Annotated in this window: 13 protein-coding genes; 11 read left to right on the top strand and 2 right to left on the bottom strand. The window is 45.5% G+C overall.

All coding sequences use genetic code 25. From position 1 onward, the window contains the following. Nucleotides 1–141 precede the first annotated feature (141 nt). Nucleotides 142–1,206, bottom strand: coding sequence for a lamin tail domain-containing protein (locus WC882_05730; protein MFA5843134.1), 1,065 nt, complete (start codon nucleotides 1,204–1,206; stop codon nucleotides 142–144). A 763-nt stretch (nucleotides 1,207–1,969) separates the two neighbouring features. Here WC882_05730 and rny point away from each other — a divergent pair. The 3 genes from rny (at nucleotide 1,970) to groL (ending at nucleotide 5,549) form a co-directional block, all read left to right on the top strand. After that, nucleotides 1,970–3,502, top strand: coding sequence for a ribonuclease Y (gene rny / locus WC882_05725; GenBank protein ID MFA5843133.1), 1,533 nt, complete (start codon nucleotides 1,970–1,972; stop codon nucleotides 3,500–3,502). A gap of 71 nt (nucleotides 3,503–3,573) precedes the next feature. Next, nucleotides 3,574–3,870, top strand: coding sequence for a co-chaperone GroES (groES, locus tag WC882_05720; GenBank protein MFA5843132.1), 297 nt, complete (start codon nucleotides 3,574–3,576; stop codon nucleotides 3,868–3,870). A gap of 38 nt (nucleotides 3,871–3,908) precedes the next feature. Next, on the top strand, nucleotides 3,909–5,549 hold the full coding sequence (gene groL, locus WC882_05715) for a chaperonin GroEL (protein ID MFA5843131.1): 1,641 nt from the start codon (nucleotides 3,909–3,911) through the stop codon (nucleotides 5,547–5,549). Between the two features lie 87 nt (nucleotides 5,550–5,636). Here the strand turns inward: groL and WC882_05710 are convergent, their stop codons facing one another. Beyond that, nucleotides 5,637–6,608 (bottom strand): hypothetical protein, encoded by a 972-nt coding sequence (locus tag WC882_05710; protein ID MFA5843130.1) that lies wholly within the window; start codon nucleotides 6,606–6,608, stop codon nucleotides 5,637–5,639. 121 nt (nucleotides 6,609–6,729) lie between these two features. On the opposite strand from WC882_05710, the gene WC882_05705 reads away from it, so the two are divergent. From WC882_05705 to WC882_05670, 8 genes are all read left to right on the top strand, one after another. Further along, a complete protein-coding gene (locus tag WC882_05705) occupies nucleotides 6,730–7,788 on the top strand; it encodes a type IV pilus twitching motility protein PilT (GenBank protein MFA5843129.1) in 1,059 nt (352 codons plus the stop codon). A 2-nt stretch (nucleotides 7,789–7,790) separates the two neighbouring features. Then, entirely contained in the window at nucleotides 7,791–8,678 is an 888-nt protein-coding gene (locus WC882_05700; protein MFA5843128.1) for a cyclic nucleotide-binding serine/threonine-protein kinase, read from the top strand. Between the two features lie 103 nt (nucleotides 8,679–8,781). Further along, nucleotides 8,782–10,692, top strand: a complete 1,911-nt coding sequence (locus WC882_05695) for a hypothetical protein (protein MFA5843127.1) — start codon at nucleotides 8,782–8,784, stop codon at nucleotides 10,690–10,692. A 102-nt stretch (nucleotides 10,693–10,794) separates the two neighbouring features. Beyond that, nucleotides 10,795–11,499 carry a UMP kinase gene (gene pyrH, locus WC882_05690; GenBank protein MFA5843126.1) on the top strand — a complete coding sequence of 235 codons (705 nt, stop codon included), beginning with the start codon at nucleotides 10,795–10,797 and terminating at the stop codon, nucleotides 11,497–11,499. Nucleotides 11,500–11,515: 16 nt separating this feature from the next. Beyond that, entirely contained in the window at nucleotides 11,516–12,076 is a 561-nt protein-coding gene (gene frr, locus WC882_05685) for a ribosome recycling factor (GenBank protein ID MFA5843125.1), read from the top strand. A 137-nt stretch (nucleotides 12,077–12,213) separates the two neighbouring features. Next, a complete protein-coding gene (gene rseP / locus WC882_05680; protein MFA5843124.1) occupies nucleotides 12,214–13,878 on the top strand; it encodes an RIP metalloprotease RseP in 1,665 nt (554 codons plus the stop codon). A gap of 489 nt (nucleotides 13,879–14,367) precedes the next feature. Further along, nucleotides 14,368–15,789, top strand: a complete 1,422-nt coding sequence (gene dnaA / locus WC882_05675; GenBank protein ID MFA5843123.1) for a chromosomal replication initiator protein DnaA — start codon at nucleotides 14,368–14,370, stop codon at nucleotides 15,787–15,789. A gap of 65 nt (nucleotides 15,790–15,854) precedes the next feature. Beyond that, nucleotides 15,855–17,471: a FecR domain-containing protein gene (locus WC882_05670; GenBank protein MFA5843122.1), complete on the top strand. Its 1,617-nt coding sequence runs from the start codon at nucleotides 15,855–15,857 to the stop codon at nucleotides 17,469–17,471. Nucleotides 17,472–17,483 lie beyond the last annotated feature (12 nt).

The following is a 17,483-nucleotide window of genomic DNA, read 5'->3' as shown; positions in this document are numbered from 1 at the left end:
AGCAGGAAGATTTCTCATGTTTTTTATTCATACACGAGAAAATGACACAAAAAAGAAACTTTTACAGATTTAAAAGAAAATATTCTTCAACCAAGTTTCGTTAACTATCCCGCCCGGGCAGAGTTTTGGGTGGGAAGAAAGTTATGCCGCTACGTCGAGAGAAGATGAGGGAGAGGGGACATTCGCTTTGCTCATGCGGGTCTGTTTTTTTTGTTGCCACAGGATAAAGCCGAGTCCTCCGGTGAGCAAAATACTTAAGAGAATATAGCGAAGAATAAGGCTTTTATTTTCAGTGGGTAAAGAAATGGTGGAGGGGACGTCTTCCAACCGTTTGAGCTCGAATTGGTCGGGTGCGGTTTGGGTGGCGTATCCACTGACGGTTTCGCCGGGGCTGAATATGGATTTTTTAAGAGTGTCATTGAGATCCAATTTTGCCAGAGAAACCTCAAGTGTAGCTCCGTTTCGATCCAGCAAAACGCTGTTTTTAAAGGGGAGGAGAGATTGAACCGTACCTTGAAGAAAATAATAAATCGGGTTTTGGGAGCCAACGGTTAAATCCGAGGTCCATTCCCAAGGTGAGTTGAGGAAGGCGATTTTTTGAGACGAATTTGTTGATGTTTGTTCTTGGGCACGCGCTTGCGGAATGAGCCATGATATAAGTTTTCCTCGAGGGGCGATTGGCGTTTGCGCCATTTCATCTTCCGCGAGTTCGATACGGGCGTAGGATTGGGCTTCCGGAGAGCCTTCATAGGTTACGTTGTCTTTGAGTGTTCCTTCAAAATCAAAAAGTCGGACTTGGTCGGTGTCGTTGTTGAGGGAAAGATTGGAGTCGATACGATAAATCACGAGAAAATCTTGCGCTTCGATGGTGGTTCCGGCAGGGAAAATATAAGGGGTGCTTCCTTCCTCTTCGTCATCTAGAGACCAATTGCCGAGATCTACGTTGTCTGTTCCCATATTATAAAGTTCAATCCATTCGGTCTCGGTGTCGCTTCCTTCGGGGTTGGGAAGGATTTCGGACAACATGATGTCATCCGAGAGTGTGCCATTGGAGTAGGATTCGGCAGTTTCGCCCGTTTCATCGGTGAGAAGGTTGAGTGCCCCCGGAGTGGGTGATGAGGTCCAACCCCAACCGTCTTCGGCGAGCGCCATGGGGATAAAAAGGAACAGCGCAAAAAATGCGCAAACCCGTTGTAAATTTTTCATAAAAATAAGGTTAAAAAATAAAATTTTTGCGGGATTTGTGAAAGCGCCTCAACGATAACATTTGAGTTATGACAAAAACGTTAAAAAAAGATGAACCACAACAGATTTGCGTAGAAAATTTGTTGTTTGAGTAGTGATTGAATTTTCAGCGATTGATTGATATTCAGTTTTTTTTAACGCACTTCACTTTAATCTTCGTATAAGACCCAATTCCAAAAGCGGATCCTTAAATCTCTAGCGTAAATTTTTAATATTTCCCCTTCCCATTCATCGGATTCTTTTTTTGGCGTCGGTGGGGTTTCTTTTGGAAAAACGAGAGGACCTAGTATGAAATGCATTTCTGGGCCCCTTTTTACAGGAGGGTTTTCGTTGTTGCTATCATCGTTATAATCATCGTCGTAATCCCTTAATTCAGACATATCTATTTTTGATTAAATATAATCAATACCATCAAACTCGTAAATCGTCAACTTTTAACTTGACTGTTTTTTGCGCCATTATTTTGTCAGGTGAAATTCTTAATTTTTCCCATCCCTTTCCCCTTTTTTGCTTCTTGACTTATTTTCCCGGACTCCAGTATCGTTAAGCTAGATTTTTATATAGTCTTTGTTTTGCCTTTTTAATCTGATTCTTTCTTAAAATTTTGATCTTGTTGATTCGTTTACTTTTAGATTTTGATTTGTTGATGCGTTCGATTTGATCTAAGAAAGATCCCTTTTGGGAGGGGAAAAGGTATGCAGAGGCGTTTAAAGCCCCCCTTTTTATGCCGGAAATCAGTACTTTATTATTGTTGGGTTTGGTTGGGCTCCTCGGAGGAGCCGCTGGTGGTTATCAGATTCGTTCGAAAAAGCTTCGTGAGGAGGAAGCGCGAGTTTCGGAAAAGACGAGACATGAGCTTCAAGAAGCGAATTCCAGATCCAAGGAACTTTTATTCGACGCTAAAAATGAGGCGTTGAGAATTCAGGAAGAAGCCAAGAAAGAAGAGCGTGAAAAGCGTGTTCAGCTCGATAAGATGGAAAAGCGTATTGAGACCAAAGAAGAGACGCTCGATAAACAACTTCGTGAAGCGGAAAAAACCAAAACCGAGCTCGAATCCAAGGTTGTGGCGGTTCGTTCTCTTAAGGAAGAAGTTCAGAAATTATATGAACAACAGAAGGGGCAGCTTGAACGCGTGGCCAGTTTGTCTAAAGATGAGGCGCGGGAATTGTTGTTGAAAAAAGTGGAAGAAGAAGCCAAAGAAGATCTCATCGCACAGATTCGAAAAACGGAAAAAGATTTGCACGATGAAGCGGAATTGCGTGCCCGCAGTATGATTGTGGACGCGATTCAAAAATACGCGGCCGAGACCACGATGGAATCCACAGCCACGATTGTGAATATTCCGAACGATGAGATGAAAGGTCGCATCATTGGTCGTGAAGGACGTAATATTAATACGTTTGAAGAGCTCACCGGAATTGATGTGATTGTGGATGATACGCCGGGGTCGATTGTGATTTCCGGGTTTGATTTGGTGCGTCGCTATGTGGCTAAAATTGCCCTCGAACGTTTGGTTGAGGATGGACGTATTCATCCGGCCCGCATTGAGGAAGTGGTGAAAAAAGCCAAAGAAGAAGTGACTCAATTGATCCGTGAATTGGGAGAAAAAGCCGCGTTTGAGGCCGGAGTGGTTGGGTTGCCCGTGGAATTACTCAAGCTTTTGGGACGTCTTAAATTTCGTACGAGTTATGGCCAAAATGTGCTCAAACACTCGATGGAAGTGGCCTTTTTGGCTGCGTCATTGGCTACGGATTTGGGAGCGGATGGGGCTTTGTGTCGAAAAGCCGGGTTGCTTCATGATATTGGCAAGGCCATGGATCATGAAATTCAGATGCCGCATTCGTTGATCGGGCGTGATATTTTAAAGAAATTCGGGTTACCGCGCGAGCTTGTTCATTGCGTGGAAGCGCATGAAGGTGATTGTTTTGCGGAGACGATTGAAGCTAAAATTATTCAAGTGGCGAATCGAATTTCCGAGTCTCGACCCGGAGCCAATAAGGAAAATCTTGAAAATTTCGTAAAACGTTTGCGTGAAATTGAGACGGTTGCGAATTCGTTTGAAGGTGTGCGTAAATCGTACGCGGTTCAGGCCGGGCGCCAAGTGCGCGTGTTTGTGGAACCGTCGGTCATCGATGACCTCCAAGCTGCCAAAATGGTGCACCGTATTGCCGCTCAAATCGAGGATCAACTCCAATATCAAGGTGAAATCAAGGTGGATGTGATTCGAGAGATTCGAGTGGAGGACGTGGCGAAATAAATTTTCCTTGACTCCCTTAGCACTCTCAAATATAGTGTGCTAGCTTTTTTAGTTTTTAACCTTATTTTTATATGGAGAAAGTTACGCTTCAGCCTTTAAACGATGGGTTGGTGGTGGAACGTCTCAAGGAAGACGAAGTCACTGCTTCCGGGATTGTTCTTCCCGAGTCGGCAAAAGAAAAACCTCAAAAAGGGAAAGTTCTCGCCATTGGTGCGGGGAAATTAAATAATGAAGGGAAACGAATTCCCATGACCGTCAAAGTGGGGGACACGGTTCTTTTTACCAAATACGGGCCCACAGAAGTGAAACACGAGGGAAAAGAATTGCTTTTTTTGAATGAAAGCGATGTGCTCGCGATTCTTGGATAATTTAAAATCTAAAATTTAACATTTAAAATTTTTCTATCATGTCTAAACAGGTTCAATACGGCGACGCGGTTCGCCAAAAAATGATCAATGGCGCCAAACGCTTGGCCGATGCGGTTCGCATCACCATGGGGCCCAAGGGTCGCAATGTGGTTCTTGATAAAAAATATGGAGCTCCCACCATCACGAACGATGGTGTGACCATTGCAAAAGAAATCGATCTCCCGGATCCGTTTGAAAATATGGGAGCACAACTCGTGAAAGAAGTGGCGACCAAAACCAATGATGTGGCCGGAGATGGGACCACGACTGCCACGGTATTGGCGTACGCCATCATCACCGAAGGATTCCGCAATCTCGCGGCCGGAGCCAATCCGATTGCTTTGAAGCGCGGGATCGACAAAGCGGTGAAAAAAATCGTGCATGAATTGGGTGAAATGAAAAAAGACATCAGCACTCCGGAAGAAGTGGCGCAGGTGGCCACGATTTCCGCCCAAGATCCGGAAGTGGGCAAATTCATTTCCATGGCCATGGAAAAGGTCGGGAATGATGGCGTGATCACGGTGGAAGAATCTCAGACTTTTGGGCTCGATATGGAAGTGGTGGAAGGAATGCAATTCGACAACGGGTATATTTCTCCTTATATGGTTACGGATTCGGGACGTATGGAGGCGACCTATGAAAATGCAAAAATTTTAATCACGGATAAGAAAATTTCGTCCGTGCAAACCATTCTTCCTTTGTTGGAAAAATTGGCACAGGGCGGGAAAAAAGAGCTCGTGATCATTGCCGAAGATGTGGACGGGGAAGCGCTTGCCACCATGGTGGTGAATAAACTTCGAGGCACGTTCAGCATGCTTGCGATCAAGGCCCCGGCATTTGGGGATCGACGTAAGGAAATTCTTAAAGATATTGCGGCGTTGACCGGAGCAACCGTGATTTCCGAAGAAGTGGGTTTGACGCTTGAGAATGCGGATTTGACTCATCTTGGAGAAGCGCGAAAAGTGATTGCCACCAAAGATGACACCACGATTGTGGAAGGCGCCGGCAATCAGAAGGCCATCGATGCTCGCGTGGCGGAAATTAAGGTTACGCTCGATCACACCACATCGGATTTTGATAAAGAAAAACTCACGGAACGCTTGGCGAAATTGTCCGGAGGTGTTGGCATTATCAAGGTCGGTGCAGCCACGGAAGTGGAGCTTAAGGAAAAGAAACATCGCATTGAAGATGCGTTGTCTGCGACTCGTGCGGCTGTGGAAGAGGGGATTGTGGCCGGAGGAGGAACCGCTTTGTTGCAAGCCGCCAAGATTCTCGATGCGCTCAAAGGGGCGGATATGGATGAAACCACGGGAATCGCGATTGTGAAAAAAGCCCTCGAGTCTCCGGTGTTCCAAATCGCGCAAAACGCGGGGAAAGAAGGTGCGGTGATCGTGGATATGGTTCGCAATGCCAAGGCCGGACAAGGCTATGACGCTGAAAAAGGCGAAATGGTCGATATGATCAAGTCTGGGATTGTGGATCCGAAAAAAGTCACGCGCTCCGCGTTGGAAAATGCCGCGTCATTGGCCGGAATTTTCTTGACCACCGAAGCCGGGGTGACCGATATTCCGGAGGATAAGAAAGAAGGCGGTCATATGGGAGGAATGGGTGGAATGCCGGGCGGGATGGATATGATGTAGTTTTGGTTTTAAATTCACGTGAAAAAGGGGGCAAGCGATTGCCCTCTTTTTGTAGAGGAAAGAAGAATGCGAATATTATTGGAGAATTTAAGCGTTAATTACACTCATGGTTTTGGCCTGTGGTTTGTAAGTACCGTTCATCTTTAGCATGGCCTCAAACGAGGCGTTGAATGTTTCATTGTTTGTTAAAATTCCTGAAACCTCGGCGGAGTTGGTTGGGCAATGGGGGTATCGATTTTGGGCGACTTGAGTGTGATAGTGATGATTGTTTAAAAGATTCACTTGGAATTGGAGATATTTTCCCCATGTCTCTCGGGCGTCCGAAGTGTTGGAGTTTTGGTTGATTTCCGGATGTTGCTCGCGGAAAAAGAGCATCATGTTTTCCCAATAAACATCCCATTCGTTTCCCAAGGTGGCGAGGTCGGCATCGGCCAAGAGTTTGGCGATAGCGATGGCGCGCGGATTTCTGAAAATTTGAGGATCGATGGATATTCCGTATTTGGAAGCGAGATCTTCCATTTTTGTTTGTAAGGTTGGTGCGGGGCCTTTTCCGGTCCCGAATTCCCGTACAACTTGTTGGAGATGGGTCTCTGTCCCTTTTCCAACGACCGGAGTCCAGGTTCCGAGCTCGGCGATTTTGGCGATTTCGATGTCCTCGGCAGTGAATTGTCCGCTTGCCACCATTTTTGGAATAAGCCATGTTAAGGAACGTTTTTCATTTCCTCCGTTGTAATCGGGATCCGAAGAATTTTCTTGTTGGTCATAGTCATGGCTCCCGGCGAAAAGACGACATAAATCCGCATTTTCTTCTTTCCTTTCGGCTAAAGGGGAATCTTGGTTTTTCTGTTCCGCTTCGAGTAATTGGGCGATTTCTTGCATGACAAAATCCGTGTGGTTTCTTTTATGATAGGGTTTTTCATATTTTGCCCAATCTTTTCCAATGTTGAGATTTGGAGCGGTTCCTTTTTCGTAACTATCAATATGTTTAAGACATTCATCAATGAGAGCTCGGATGGTTGTTTGTTTGGGTGTTTCTTTTTGGACTTCCGGAGGAGGCATAAATTTTTATTTTGATTTTCAATCTGTGAATTATACCACATTTTAAGGTCTTTTTTTAGGCTTTGGGGTTTCATTTGTGCTGAATTTGTTGTATAATAATAAGATTTTAAAAGCCCTTATTATGGATATTGACGCACTTTTGGCTCAGGTGGTGGTGCATCACGCCCCGGATCTTCACCTCAAGGTGGGGCAGCCGCCCGTGATTCGTCTCCCGAGTGGAGATCTGTTTGTCACGGATAAAATGGGGCCGTTGACCGAGTCGGCGCTCCGAGAAGTGGCGCAAAAAGTGGCGGGCCCGGATAAATTCGCGTTGTTTCAAAAACAAAAAGAAGTTGATTTTTCTTATGGTTCAGCCGAGTCCGGACGTTTTCGTGTGAATTTATATTTGGATAAAGAGGGGATTGCCATGGCGTTTCGCTCGATTCCGGAAAAAGCACCTACGTTGGAGGAGATGGGATTGCCGTCGATCCTTGCCGATTTTGTCATGAAACCGCGAGGGTTGGTTTTGGTGACCGGGCCTACGGGAAGTGGAAAATCGACCACGCTCGCGGCCATGATCAATCACGCCAACACGCATCGAAAATGTCATATCATCACCATCGAGGATCCGATTGAGTTTGTGCACGAACCCAAGTCTGCGCTTATCACACAGCGCGAGGTGTCGGCTCACACGGATTCGTTTGCCACCGCGATTCGTTCGTCGCTTCGCCAGGACCCGGATGTGATTTTGGTGGGGGAAATGCGCGACCTTGAAACCATTGCCGCAGCCATCACCTTGGCGGAAACCGGGCACCTTGTTTTGTCCACTTTGCACACTTCTGACGCTCCGCAAACCGTAGATCGTATGATCGATGTATTCCCCGCGTATCAACAACAACAGATTCGGGCAGAGCTTTCTGCGTCCTTGCTGGCTGTGGTGGCGCAGACGCTTGTTCCGCGCACGGACGGACACGGTCGCGTGTCGGCGTTTGAGATCATGGTGGTGAATGATGCGATTCGAAATTGTATCAAAGAAGGCAACACGCATCAGATTTATTCCATGATGCAAATCGGTAAGAGTGAAGGAATGCAAACCTTGGATGATTCGTTGGCGCAACTTGTGGGGCAAGGGCTTATTTCTAAAGATGCTGCGTTGGCCAAAGTGCATGATACGGAAGCTTTTAATCGTAAATTAGTTTAATTATGAGTGATTTTTCCCCTTTTATTGATGAAATTTTTGCCGGGATTGCTTTGGAAGAGCGAGAACGTTTTTTGAAAGGAGAGGAGGTGTGGAATCGAAAAACGATTCCTGAGGGAGAGATGATTTTTGAAGAAGGGGTGAAAAGCACGGATTTGTATCTGATTTTGAAGGGACGCGTGGAAATTTCGAAACAAATCGGAGACGATCAGTCGCATAAAAAGATTTTGGCGGTGCTCGTGCCCGGGTCTCTTTTTGGAGAAGGCGCGTTGTTGTCCGATAAGCCGCGTTCTGCGGCGGCGAAAGCGTTGGAAGAGGTGGAAGCGTTGATTCTTACCAGGGTTTCTTTTTATGATTTTTTGAAAAAAAGTCCGGAAAAAGCGATGGCGCTGTTGGTCGGGTTGTTAAAAGTGCTCAATCAACGGTTGCAAACCACCAATCAAGAGTTGGTCACCTTGTATGAAATCGCTCAGTTGGTGAGTCATTATCGGCAAGATATTCCGGGGCTGATTCGAGAAATCGGGCTGAAAATGGAAAATATGGCGCAAGCGGAACGGGGAATCATTGTGTTGAAAAATAAAGCGACCGGAAAATTGGAGATTCCCGCGAGTTGGGGCGAATTTTTACTTTCCGAACAAGAGTTGGGAGCGGCTGAACGCGAATTGGGAAAGGAAAGGGGAGTGCTTAAAGGGGGGCGGTTGATTTTGGCGATTCAAAATATTGCCGGGAAGGAATTGGGCTTTATGGTTATGGAACAGGAAGAATGGACGATTGAAGAGCAAAAAATTGCGCGGGCCATCGCGGATCAACTCGGCATTGCGATCGCGGATTATGAATTCATGGCGTCCGAGGAGGATCGGTCACGACTGAAGAGAGAGAAAATACAGTTTTAGCTTGTCATTTTTGCGAATTCTGGAATCCGGATTTTATTGACACGCATGCGGTTTTTTTGATATAAAAAGAACCTTTTTGAGTGATTATTGAAAATAATAAATTATGACACAATCTTCTGGTGAGGTAGGGGGTGTGGGAGAAAATGAATATCGGCCTTTTCCTGTCGGGTACGATGATCCTGAGAAATTTTTCGGTCTTTCGTCTCAAACGGCTCGCGATTTGAAGATTAAAAAATTTGCAGGACATTTCGTCCCTTTGGATAGGATGGATGATTCATTCATTTATTTTTTGAGTCGGCCTTTTGTTTCTCAACAAGAAATTGCCGCATTAAGTCAAACACAAGAAATATTGAGAAATGATTCGCGTGTTCGCGAAATATTGAGTCGATGTTTGGCTTTTTTAGATTTTTTAACAAGAGGTTTCGGTGAATCCATACACTCACTCATTCAAACGAATCACTCTTACGAAAATGACAAAAAAACGTTAAAGATGAATGAGCTACAAGCTTGTGGCGTTGCTCAGAATTTTATTTCTCAGGTCAATGATATCCAACAAGCTTTGGGGAATTTGATTTCATCTCAGCCTTTGCCAGAAGAAGCTGGTTCTCCTTCAATGCTTCAAGCATTGCTTTCAAATTTGGATATTTTTTTGAAGCAAGTAAAACAAATCGCAGATCGAATTCATTTTTATCCTGCGAAGAGGTTTTTAGGGATTACATTGTCTCCTTTGACTTTTGAATATCAAAAATCGGATGAAAAACACGGGACTTTAGGTCCGGTGTCCGATCTTTGTACGTTGAGTGAGGATCTTCGTTCTTTGGATATTAAGCAACAAGAATTTTCTTATTGGTTACGGGTTTTTTGTGCCATGGCGAAATTTCAAGAAAAATGTAAGGATTGGTTGAGTGAAACTGGGCTTCAAGAAGAGGGGAAAAAGGATGAAGGTGAGTCAAATGGGGTAGGGCGATTTGCGGTGGAGGGGTTGCATCATCCTAGAAGAGCTTATGAGGCTAAAACGCGGGAGGGTGTGGTTTCTGTTCCGCAGGAGCGATTGGTTTTTGATCCTCAGTATAAAATTATTGTTTTTGCCGGGGTGAATGGTGGGGGGAAAACGCATGTTGTTCAGGCGATCACTTGGGCTCATATTATGAATCAAGTGGGTGCGCCTGTTTTCGGGAAAGAAGGGACTGAGGTGCCGATGGTTTCCGGTATTTTAACGCACCAGCCTCGAGATACGGGAGTTCAAAAGAAAAAAGAGTTGGAAGGAGGGGATGATATTGGGAAATGGGGTGAAGATTTGACTGACTTAAGGGGGCTGTGTGATCAAGCTAAGCCCGGGACATTGGTAGTGATTGATGAGATGGTGTTGGCTACAGACCAGAGCGGGCTGGAGTCGTATGTTCAAGAAATTCTTCATGATTTTGTTGAAAAAGGAGCCAGGGTTTTATTGGTTACGCATAATGCGCAAATTATTTATTCTCTTGCGGCTCAAGATAATTGTTTGGTGTTTGAAGCCGGGGTGAAAGATGGAGGGAAAAAGCCCACTTATCAATTTAGTCAACGTACAATGGAGACATTGACCAAGCCAGAGGAGTATGAAGCAATAAGAGGGGCTATTTTTCATAAGATTTGGAGAAAAGGAGCTGTGGCTGGGGCCGAGACTCCGAGTGTTTGATTTTTCGCAATTCTCTTTGAAACCGATTTCTTCTTTGGTATGATTTTCTTATGGATGACATTACCCTTCCCCACGAGACTATGTCCGACGATGATGATCCGTTTTTGATTCGGCCCATTAAGACCGATGACGACGATTCGACTTCAACGCCGGGTTCTTCGAGTCCTGCGAACGGTGTGATTTCCGCTCCTGCGGTTTCGGCAACTGAGGCGGGCAATCATGTCAGCATTCAATTTTCAAAATTTGTGCAACTCGTGGCTAATCACGGGTACTGGGATGTGGTGGAGAAAAATGCGGATGAAAAAGTGATTTTGAGCGGAGATTTGCTCACGGATTTAGCGAATGCAGAAGATCGAAGTAAAGAGAAACGATTGCCGTTGATTTTTATGGCAGGGCTTTTGATTGGAATTGTGCTCACGTATATTATTTTAAAATAATTTTATGTATAAACGCGTTTTATTAAAGTTTTCGGGCGAGGTTTTGGCCGGCAAACGAGGCGATTTTTTTGATTTTGATGTGGTGGAGCGTGTGGCCAAAGAAGTGGTGATGCTTCATAAAAAAGGCATTCAGGTCGTGATTGTGACCGGAGGCGGCAACATTTGGCGCTATCGAGACAATACGGGAAAAGGGATTCCTCGTGTGGAATCGGATTTTTTGGGAATGATTTCTACGGTCATGAACAGCGTGGTGTTGCAATCCGCACTCGAACGATTGGGAGTGGAGGCGCGCGTGCTGTCTGCGTTGCCGGTGGCTGAGGTGGCGGAACCTTATGTTCGTCGAAAAGGATTGAAGCATTTGGGCGAAGGGCATGTGCTTTTATGTCCCGGAGGCACCGGACGTCCGTTTTTTACCACGGATACGGCGGCCGCGATTCGGGCGTTGGAATTGCAGTGTGATGTGTTGTTGAAGGCCACTAAAGTGGACGGTGTGTACGATTCGGATCCGATGAAAAACAAGAAAGCGAAAAAATTTCAGACCATTTCATTTGATGAAGTGTTGGAGCGCAATTTAGGGGTTATGGATGCCACATCCACGGCGTTGTGTCGCGAAGGCAAGTTGCCGGTCGTGGTTTTTGATTGGAATAAAAAAGGTAATTTATGGGCTGCGGTTCAAGGCAAAAAAGTCGGAACTTTGGTTCATGTTTAATATTTAATTTTCTTTTATGCTTACAGATCCTGTTATTGCGATTGCAGTTGCGGAATTTGAAAAAGTTTTAAATCATCTCAAAGAGGAGTTTTCACGATTGCAAGTCGGGCGTGCGAACGCCGCGTTGGTGGAGCATGTGATGGTGGAGGCGTATGGCAGTGTGCAACCGCTTAAAAATGTGGCGAGCATCAGTGTGCCGGATGCGAAAACCATTCAAATCCAACCGTGGGATCGTTCTATTTTGTCTGCGGTGGAAAAAGCGATTCAGGTGTCGGACCTCGGACTCAATCCGGTGAATCGTGGAATAGCGATTTTGCTCAATATCCCGGCTCTCACAGAAGAGCGTCGTCGCGATTTGGTGAAAGTGGTGAACACGCTTGCGGAAAACACGCGCATTTCGGTGCGCAATATTCGTCAGACCGCACATTCCAAGTTTAAGGAGATGAAGCAAAACAAACAAATCAGTGAAGATGAAGAAACCGGTGCACAGAAACAACTTCAAACCAAAGTGGATGAGGCCAATGCCAAGATCATGGAAATGGCCAAGGCCAAAGAAGAGGGAGTGATGACGGTTTAAGGGAGGGGGTTAGGAAGTATATGTCGTGGTGAGCTTGTCGAACCACACATTCACCAGTAAGCTTCTTTGTGAGGTCACCCATTCGACAGGCTCAGGGTGACATTAGTTATTGATCATTAGCCATTGTTCATTCTTCCATGCATTTCCTTCTCACTGTTCTCGCCTTTCTCGTTATTTTTTCCGCGTTGATTTTGGTTCACGAATGCGGTCATTTTTTTATGGCCAAACGACAGGGGATTAAGGTCGAAGAGTTTGGGTTGGGATTGCCACCGAGGATCTGGGGAAAAAAGTGGGGTGAAACGCTTTATTCATTCAATTGGATTCCGTTTGGCGGGTTTGTAAAAATGTTGGGCGAAGACGCGGGACGAATTTCTTTAAAACGCTTCAATCCCAAGAATTTTGCGCATAAAACCGTGTGGCAACGTATTACCGTGGTGGTGGCCGGAGTGGTGATGAATTTTGTGTTTGCGTGGTTGTTGTTTTCCATCGGATTTGGTGTGGGCATGCAGCCGTTGATTGTGACTGGGGATGGGCTTTTGGCGAGCATCGCTTCGCATCAAATTAAGGTGGTGGACGGGGTTTTGGTGGATAAAGTGGACGAGGGATCTTGGGCCGAATTGAATGGATTTAAGGAAGGAGATCGGATTTTAACGGTGAATGAATTGCCGATTTCGAGTATGAATATGGATACTTTTTTGACGTTAATGGATTCGGACGAGGGTTTTACATTGAATGATAAAACGTTCATGCCGGATGCGGAGTTTTCTTCTCCTGGATTGGCGTTTGATTTGCTTGAATTGCCTCGGGTGGAATTGATCTCAGTGGAGGCGGGAGCTCCTTTGCAGATCGGGGATAGGATTCTTTCCATCAATGGGGAAGCGGTTTTTTACGCAGAGGATTTGGCCGGGATGTTGGCACAGGCGAATGTGGGGGGCTCGACTCACAGCGTTATTTTTGAATTTGTTCGAAACGGGGAAACTCAACGTGTCGATTGGCCGCTGCCCGTGACCCGTCGGGTTTTGATTTCGGATGTGCTTTCAGATTCTCCGGCTGAGGAAGCGGGAGTTTTGGAAGGGGATCTTTTGCTTCGAGTGGATGGGATTGAGGTTTATACCGCGGAAAATGCGTTGGCCATTGTGGAGGCAAGTGAATTGGAAACGGTTCAATATGAGGTTCAGCGCGGGGTTGAGGTGGTGATTTTGACCATGACACGAAATGAAGACACGGGATTGATTGGGGTGTATTTGAGCTCGGTTTTTGAATCTTTAAATCTTCCTTTTTCTTATTATGATGGGATTGAAACCGCGTCGATTCTCTCGATTGAAAATGTTCGTTATTCTTGGTTCGATGCTCCGTTTGTGGCGTTTCATGAGATGAAGCAAGTGACGTGGTACACGGCCAAGATGACGGCGGGTGTTTTTTCTAAGATTTTTATGACCGCTCAAGTGCCGGAAGGGGTTTCCGGGCCTGTGGGGATTGCGCAAATGACAGGTACTCATGTGGATGAAGGATGGGTTGCCTTGATTCGTTTTACTGCGTTGTTGTCGTTGAGTTTGGGAGTGATCAATTTATTTCCGTTTCCGGCGCTCGATGGCGGGCGACTTTTCTTCTTATTGCTGGAAGGAATTCGTGGCAAACCCGTTCCTGCTAAATTCGAGAATTGGCTGCATTTTTTTGGGTTTTGGTTGCTGATCATGGTGCTCTTTTTGGTGACGTTTCAGGACTTGGGCCGATTATTTGCTTGATTTAGTAAATATTTTTTGATAGAGATTAGGTACATTAATTTTTTTAACTTTTTTTAAAATGGAAGAGTTAAAGTCCCTAGAAGATCGCATTCCAGAGAAAATGGACTCTTTAATAAGACTTTTTCAAACCCAGAATCCCGAAGCAGAAAATTTTTTTTTATGTTAGAGAATCCAGAACCAGGCAAGCCGCTGGAAGGGTATTTATCCGGGTCTCCATCTGTTCTAAGACTTTTTTTTGATTTTTTAAGTACATGCGGATCGATTGGGTCATTGCGGTTAGAGGTTACTTCCCAAAGTATTCATAGAACATATTTTAATCTTTATGAAGATAGAGGGCAAAAATCGGTGGTGAGTTGGACGAGCCAAGCTCGATCTACTCAGGAAGATTCTGTTCGCAATTTGAATAGATATCTTAATGATTCTCGTTTAGCATGGAATCAGCATTTGAGGCATGCGGGTTAAGTCACATCTATCGTTTTGTATAATTTTCTCTTGTTTCGATTTGAGTGGCTCAGTATTATAGGATCCCTGTCACCCTTGAATTTTATGTCCGATTCTTTTCGCGATTTTTGGATCCAAGTTTTGACCGCGCTCGAGCCCAAGATTAAGCGTTCGGATTTTTTGACGTGGTTTCAGCACACCGCGATTGTGAAACGAGAAGGGGAGACGATTACGGTGGGTTTTCCGATCACTCTTTCTCGAGATTGGGTGGCGAATCGCAATCATAGCCTTCTTTTTGAAGCCATTCAGTCTCTCGATTCTACGATCAAGCGCATTCATTATGAAGTGGATGGAAAGTTGGGCCAACCTGATGATTTGCGGTCCGTGGATGTAAATTCGGTGTTGAAGGGATTAAAAAACGTGAAAAAAGTTCGCAATAAAGAAGAATACACCGTGACCAACGAGGGCGTTCGTAGTAAAGCGCTCAATTCCAAATACACGCTCGATAATTTTATTATTGGATCTGAAAATCGATTGGCTCATGCCGCATGTTTGGCGGTTGGGCGTCGTCCCGGAGGTGCGTACAACCCGTTGTTTGTGTATGGAGACGTGGGGTTGGGGAAAACCCATCTTTTGCAGGGCACCGGAAATGAAATTTTACATCGCAATCCGAATGCCGTGGTGATTTATATGACCTCCGAACGGTTTACGAATGAGATTGTGGAAGCGATTCGAAAACAGGGAGCCAAAGATTTTAAAGCTCGTTATCGCCATGTGGATTGTTTGATCATCGATGACATTCAGTTTTTGGCGCATAAGGAACGGACGCAGGAGGAATTTTTTCATACGTTCAATGAACTCTACGATGCCAATAAACAGATTATTATCAGCGCGGATCGGCCGCCCAAGGAGTTGAAGGATATTCAGGATCGGTTGATCAGCCGGTTTGAAATGGGAATGATTGTGGATGTGCAGTTTCCGGATTATGAAACGCGGTTGGCGATTTTGCAGGCTAAATGTCGAGAACATCAGGTTTTGCTCCCGACCGAGGTTTTGGATTTTATCGCGTACAATGTGCATCACAGCATTCGTGAGTTGGAGGGCGTTTTGATGCAGGCGATTGCGCAATATGAGTTGGAGCAAATCACGCCCACGGTTCGGTCTGTGGCCGGAATTTTGAAAAAATTAAATCGAGGAGGGGAATTTGCTGTGGTGGACGATGGGCGAGAACATAAATCGTTGGCCAAGACGCCGGATGAGGTGATTTCGATTGTGGCGGATTATTTTAAGCTGACTAAAAGTGATCTTATCGGGCCGGTGCGCAAAAAAGAAATTTTATTGCCGAGACAAATTGCCATGTATTTGATTCGAAAAGATCTGGCTGCCTCGTTGGAGCAAATCGGTGAAGAATTTGCGCGCAATCATACAACCGTGATGCACTCGATTGAGAAGGTGATTAAACTTTTACGAAAAGATCATAAAGTGGTGCGGGATGTGAACGCGCTGAAGCAGGAGATGGGGCTATAATTTTTCCTTTACACTCTCCCCGTTTTTGGTTATTTTAAGCCCATCTAGGCGCTTTTCATTTTTTTATGGTTCACGCTCGTCATCCTTATCTTCGCAAAAGACGTGGGTCCAAGGAGTTTCTTTGGCCGTTTTTACTGATTATTTTTGTCGGAATTATTATTGTGTTGGCGATTCAGTTGTTTTGCAATTTTCTTGATCAGCGTGAAATTGAGCTCAAAAATAAGATTTATCTTTATCTTGATCAGGGCACGGCCACGATTTTGCCGTGGGGCGCGACCGAATGGACCAAAGCGTATTCCGGGCAGTTGGTGCTTGAAGGGGATCGACTCGGGCTCGGGCGTTCCAGTCGAGGGGTTTTAACTTTTTATAATGGAACTGTGGGGCGATTGGATGCGGATTCGAGTTTGGAAATCAATAAAATAATTGCCGGAGACGATTCGGATCAAGTGAATTTGACGCTTCAAAACGGACGTATTTGGCTCAATATGGTGGAAAGTGCGGAACAAAATTTGAATTTTGTGGTGGAGACGGACAATTTACGCATCACGTCGTATCGTGCAATTTTTGAAGTGGAATTGAGTGATCTTGAGAATGTGCGTGTGACCGAAGGAGAGGTTTTGGTGGAAGTGTTTGAGCCGGATTCGGATCGGAAAGTGGTGCTTGAACAAGTGAAAGTGGGGGTGGGGCAACAAGTTGAAATCACGGCGAGCGATCTTGAGAAAATGGTGGCGCGTGAATCGATTTCATTGTTGGAAGCGGTGGATAATGAGTGGGAAGTGAGTGATTGGTATGTATGGAATTCTTCTCAAGATATGGATCCCACCGTGTATGAAGTGGAGGAATCGATTCCGACCACGGAAACGACAGAGATCACGGAAGAAATTCCGACGACAGATGTGGAAACTCCCGTTGAGACGATTGAACCCGTGGTCGAGAATGCGGTGCCTGTGATTGCCATTACTTTTCCGACGGATAATCCGTATACCTTACCTACGGGCGAAACATCGGTGACTATCGAGGGTACGGCGAGTGCGGATACCGTGAGTGTTACGGTGACCAATTATGATGAAAACGGAGTGGCTTCCGCGTACACATTGCAGTCGTATGTGGCTGGAGCGACCACGTGGAAATACAATGCGTTTTACGGGTATGGAAATTTGAGAGAAGGCAGAAATCGCTTTATGATTGTGGCGCGAAATGAAGAGGATTTGCCGAGCACGTCGATTGAGTTGATTGTGGAAGTGCCGGAAGGGGCGTTCACGGCTTTGGAGGAGGAGGAAGTGACGGAGACGCCGGTTGAAGATGAAACCACGACAATCGAGGTTTCACCGGAAACCGTGCCCACGGAGGAGACACCCATTGAGCCTGCTTTAAATGGCGTTGTGGGTACGCCCTCGGTGACGTTGTTGAATGATGAATCCGCTCCTGCGGCATGGCCTTATACCACGAGCGCGGCCGAGGTTTTGATTGAGGGGACGGTGGGGCTCGAGGCTGTGGCGGTGTATGTGAATGACTTTAAACTCACTAAATTTGTGGTCGGAAGCGGGTCGTGGAATTATTACGCCAAACTTGATTTTGGAAATTATAAAATCGGAGACAATTCGTACACGGTTTATGCTGAAGATTCGGACGGGAATCGCAGCGCGGCGTTTACGTTTTCGATCTATTATGAGGCGCCTTAATATTTATTTATT

The sequence above is a fragment of the Candidatus Gracilibacteria bacterium genome (assembly GCA_041658685.1).
Taxonomy (GTDB): Bacteria; Patescibacteriota; Gracilibacteria; order UBA1369; family UBA12473; genus JBAZZS01.
This window is presented reverse-complemented; position numbering and strand designations above follow the sequence as displayed.